The organism is Kitasatospora sp. NPDC004289 (genome assembly GCF_053602875.1).
Window position 1 is genome coordinate 1 of sequence record NZ_JBSGEL010000152.1, and the last position, 5048, is coordinate 5048.

The window sequence follows — 5048 nt, forward strand, 5'->3', positions numbered from 1 at the left end:
GACACCCCCATCATCACCCTCGACGCACGCCGCCGGGACAGCGCCAAGAGCGCCCTCATCACCCTCGTCGAACACGCCCTCCTCGCCCGACTCCGCTGATGAAGCGCTGATGAAGAGCCTGGGCGGGCCCGATAACGGTTCGATAGGCATTTAAAGATCGAAAGTAACTCTCGGTGACGACCGGGCTGCGTGCCGCAGCATTCAGCCCGGATAAGTCACCGAATGTCTGAATTGCACGTACCAAAACGTGCGCAGATGCCTGTTTGTCCCGCATCCGCGCACGTGCTCCAATGCCAGCTACCCCGTAGTCACCCTGGCAGTTCCACCCAGCAGCGGGCTGCGGCGAGCGGGGATGAGAGAGGTTGTTGTCGAGTGAGGCGTAACCAGCCAGTCACCGAGCAGCGGCGCTCCGAGCCCCGCCAGAACGAGCCGGGCGGTTTCTCGGCGTTCGCGCCGAGTGCCGAGGAGCGGCCCGCCCCCGCCGCCGTTCCCGCGCCCGCGGTGTCCACCAAGCCCAACGCCAAGGACGAGCGCCGGAGTTCCGGCCGGTACGAGTTCCTCGCACCGCGCAACTGGCGGGTGCCCACCCGCCTGATAGCGATCCTGCTCATCCCGGTCGTGATCTCCCTGGTCTTCGGCGGGCTCCGGGTCAACAGCTCCTTCGACGACTTCGTCAAGGCGACCCACGCCGAGAAGACCGCGCTGCTCGCCAAGGCCGCCACCGAGCTGGCCGACTCCCTGGAGTCCGAGCGCGACCTGACCGCCATCCCGCTGATGGTCGGCCAGGACCCGCAGGGCGAGGTCCCCAAGCGCCGCGCCAAGACCGACCAGGCGCTGGCCGCGTACAAGGCCGCGTTCGCCGAGGTCTCCGACGACCCGCTGCTGGCCCGCCGCAACGACGCCTTCCAGCAGCTCGCGGTGCACCTGCCGCACCTGCGCGAGAACGCCTACAAGCGCGAGCTCTACATCACCGCGACCCAGGCCGCCTACTCGAACCTGATGGCCCCGCTGATGGCCTTCGACAACTCGGTCGGCTTCGGCTCCTCCACGGTCACCAGCAAGGGCCGCGCGATCTACGCCATGTCGCTGGCCAAGGCCTCCGCCTCGACCCAGCGGGTGCTGATGCTCAACCTGCTGGTCGGCACCAGCCAGCACATCCTGACCAAGCAGGAGACCTCCGAGCTCCTCCAGCAGCTGGCCGTGGCCAACAAGCTGGAGCAGGTCTCGCTCAACGAGTTCTCCACCGGCAGCGCGCCCGAGGACGCCCGCGCCTACTCGGACGCCCAGGTCGCCCAGGCCTCCGCCGACCAGCGCGCCGCGCTGAAGATGCCCGGCACCGACGTCGCGCCCACCATGAGCGGCCTGCTCGTGCTCGGCCTGTCCTTCATGAGCAGCAGCTCCACGCTCAGTGACGGCGCCGCCGAGGCCGCCGCCAACGCCGGCCTCAACCCGCCGAACTGGCAGCAGGCCACCGCGAGCCACATCAGCTCGCTGCGCAACACCGAGTCCAAGCTCCTCGACGAGGTCGTCGACGCCGCCGCGAACATCAAGAACCGCGCGCAGAACGACATGATCCTCAACTCGGTCATCGTCGTGGTCTCGCTGGCCCTGGCCGGTCTGCTCACCGGCCTGATCGCCCGCTCGATGATCCTCGGCATGCGCACCCTGAACGCCGCCGCGCTGGACATCGCCAACCACCGTCTGCCGGACCTGGTCGAGAAGCTCTCCAAGACCGACCCGGACCGGGTGGACACCTCCGTCGCGCCCATCCCGCTGCACGGCAAGGACGAGATCGGCGAGGTCGCCCGCGCCTTCGACCAGGTCCACCAGCAGGCGGTCTCGCTCGCCGCCGAGCAGGCCCTGCTGCGAGGGAACGTCAACGCGATCTTCACCAACCTGTCGCGCCGCAGCCAGAGCCTGATCCAGCGTCAGCTCGCGCTGATCACCGACCTGGAGAACAACGAGGCCGACCCGGACCAGCTGGAGAACCTCTTCAAGCTGGACCACCTCGCCACCCGCATGCGCCGCAACGGCGAGAACCTCCTCGTCCTCGCGGGCGAGGAGGCCGGCCGCCGCTGGAACACCCCGGTCCCGCTGGTCGACGTGCTCCGCGCCGCCGCCTCCGAGGTGGAGCAGTACGAGCGCGTGGAGCTGGCCGGCATCCCCGAGGCCGAGGTCATCGGCGCCGCCGTGACCGACCTCGTCCACCTGCTGGCCGAGCTGCTGGAGAACGCCACCACCTTCTCCAGCCCGCAGACCCGGGTGCTGGTCAACGCCACCCGCCTGCCGGACGGCCGGGTGCTGGTCGAGATCCACGACAAGGGCATCGGCCTCACCGCCGAGGACTTCGCCGAGATCAACGAGAAGCTGGCCGAGCCGCCCACGGTCGACGCCACCATCTCCCGCCGCATGGGCCTGTTCGTGGTCGGCCGGCTGTCCCAGCGGCACGACATCCGCGTCCAGCTGCGCCCCTCGGGCGAGTCCGCGGGCACCACCTCGCTGGTGATGCTCCCGCAGCACCTGACCCACATGGCCCTGGCCCCGGAGCCCGAGGAGCAGTTCACCGTCTCCCGGATCTTCGCGGAGCAGGAGGGCCAGGTCAGCTGGGAGGAGGCCCAGGGCCGCAGCGCGGCCGAGCTCGGCTTCGACGACCACCTGACCGGCCACGGCGGCAGCAGCGGCTTCAGCCCCGCGCTGGAGTCCATGCAGCGCTCGCAGCGGCTCGACCAGCGCCGCCGGGCCGCCCTGGAGGCGGGCCCCGAGGACGGCGGCCAGGTCATCGACGCCGAGGTCGAGGAGACCCCGTACGCCGAGGACGCCTACGGCTACCAGGGCCAGTACGGCCAGGGCCAGGACTCCTTCGGCCAGGGCCAGTACGCCCAGGACCCGTACGGCCGCGACCAGTACGGCCAGGAGCAGTACGGCCAGCCGTACGCGCCGGCCGACTCCTACGGCTACCAGGAGCCGCACCACCAGGACGCCCCGTACGGCGGCCAGCAGTACGGCCGGACCGAGTACGCCGAGCCCGAGTACGCGGAGGCGGCCGCGGCCGACTACCAGCCGTACGGGCAGGACTACGGCTACGGACAGCAGGGCGGCTTCCAGCAGGCCCAGGAGCGCTACGAGGAGCCCTCGGGCCACCCGTACGGCTCCGAGCCCGCCGCGCTGCCCCCGGCCGCTCCGACGGCCCCTGCGAGCCCGCTGCTCGGCTCCGGCCTGCCGCAGCGCCGCCCGGGCCAGCAGCTGGCCGGCGGCGGCTTCCCGTCCGCCCGTCAGGACGAGGCTCCGGCTCCCGGTGACAAGCCGAACTGGTTCACCGGCGCCAAGGACACCTCCGCCCCGGCGGAGGAGAACCGCGGCCACGACGTGTCGGGGCTCGGCGGCTACGGCCCCACCGGCCCGACCGCCGCTCCGCAGCAGGAGTGGCAGTCGCCCAACGACGGCGACTGGCAGCGGGCCGGCCAGCTCCGCGAGCCGGCCGCCGCCGGCACCACCGACTCGGGCCTGCCGCGCCGGGTGCCCAAGCAGAACCTGGTGCCGGGCAACGCCAAGCCCGGCACCCAGGACGGCCCGCAGGTCTCCCGCAGCCCCGAGGAGGTGCGCGGCCGGCTGACCAACCTGCGCCGTGGCGTCGAGCAGGGCCGCAGCGCGGGAGGCGACCCGGGCGCCACCGGTAGTTTCCGGATCGACCCCCAGCAGCACGACAGCACCACCGATCTCTTCGGCGGCTCGAACCAGCAGGAGCGTTGAGTTGACCCAGATGAGCCAGGCCGCACAGAACCTGAACTGGCTGATCACCAATTTCGTGGACAACACCCCCGGGGTGTCCCACACCGTGGTGGTCTCCGCCGACGGGCTCCTGCTCGCCATGTCCGAGGGCTTCCCCCGCGACCGCGCCGACCAGCTCGCCGCCGTCGCCTCCGGCCTCACCTCCCTCACCTCCGGCGCCAGCCGGATCTTCGAGGGCGGCGACGTCAACCAGACCGTGGTCGAGATGGAGCGCGGCTTCCTCTTCCTGATGGCCGTCAGCGACGGATCCTCGCTGGCCGTGCTGGCTTCGCCGGACTCCGACATCGGTCTGGTGGGCTACGAGATGGCCCTCCTGGTGGACCGCGCCGGAGCCGTTCTCACCCCCGCGCTGCGCGCGGAACTCCAGGGCAGTCTCCTGCACTGACGGTTCGTCGGATACCGTCCTGGTATTCGAAAGACCTCATTGCCCGTCCCCGGGCCCTCACGGGCCCGGGTTCGGGCGTTGTACGGCCTTCGCACAACGGGTGACGATCCGTCAGGATCGTTACCAGCACCGCACCGCCGCACCTTGTGAGGAGAGGAACCGTGACCCCGCCCGACGACCGCAGCGGCCAGTACGGCGTTCCGTACCCTGGCACCGGCCATGACGCCTTCGGAGCTCCCGGCGTCGTCGGCCACGGTCAGCCGTACGGACAACAGCAGTACGGCCAGCCGCAGTTCGCGCAACCGCAGTTCGACCAGCAGCAGCAGTACGGGCTGCCGGAGCAGCAGCAGCCGTACGACGGGCAGCAGTTCGCCCGCCAGCCGCAGCCCGGCTACCAGGACTACCAGGGCTACTCCGGCTCCGAGTCCTACCAGGACCACCCCGAAGACCCGGGCCACGCCGACGAGTTCGACGACGAGGAGGAGTCCGGACCGCTGATCCGGCCCTTCGCGATGACCGGCGGCCGCACCCGGCCGCGTTACGAACTGGCCTTGGAGGCACTGGTTTCGGCCAATGTCAGCCAGGACCGGCTGGCTTCGCTGCTCCCCGAGCACCAGCGGATCTGCATGCTGTGCACCGAGGTGAAGTCCGTCGCGGAGGTCTCCGCGCTGCTCAACATCCCCCTGGGAGTGGCGCGCATCCTGGTCGCCGACCTGGCCGAGGCCGGTCTCGTCGCCATCCACCAGCCCGCTGCCGGCGGCGAATCCGGCAACCAGCCCGACGTCACGCTGCTCGAAAGGGTCCTCAGTGGACTTCGCAAGCTCTAACGCGGCCGCCCCCAGCCGCGCCACCACCTCCGCGAAGATCGTCGTCG

Annotated in this window: 3 protein-coding genes and 1 pseudogene; all 4 read left to right on the forward strand. The window is 70.8% G+C overall.

The features are described from left to right. Positions 1-99 (forward strand): annotated as a pseudogene (locus ACWEPF_RS39450) (ATP-binding protein); the annotation flags it as partial. A 273-nt stretch (positions 100-372) separates the two neighbouring features. Then, positions 373-3750 (forward strand): sensor histidine kinase, encoded by a 3378-nt coding sequence (locus tag ACWEPF_RS39455; RefSeq protein ID WP_452176462.1) that lies wholly within the window; start codon positions 373-375, stop codon positions 3748-3750. Between the two features lie 10 nt (positions 3751-3760). Further along, positions 3761-4174, forward strand: a complete 414-nt coding sequence (locus ACWEPF_RS39460; protein ID WP_035797811.1) for a roadblock/LC7 domain-containing protein — start codon at positions 3761-3763, stop codon at positions 4172-4174. Between the two features lie 161 nt (positions 4175-4335). Further along, positions 4336-5001, forward strand: a complete 666-nt coding sequence (locus ACWEPF_RS39465; protein WP_452176463.1) for a DUF742 domain-containing protein — start codon at positions 4336-4338, stop codon at positions 4999-5001. The last annotated feature ends 47 nt before the right edge of the window (positions 5002-5048 follow it).

What these genes read in the sequence shown, in the direction of transcription:
- ACWEPF_RS39460 (WP_035797811.1), top strand. Translation starts at nt 3,761, where the DNA reads ATGAGCCAGGCCGCACAGAACCTGAACTGGCTGATCACCAATTTCGTG.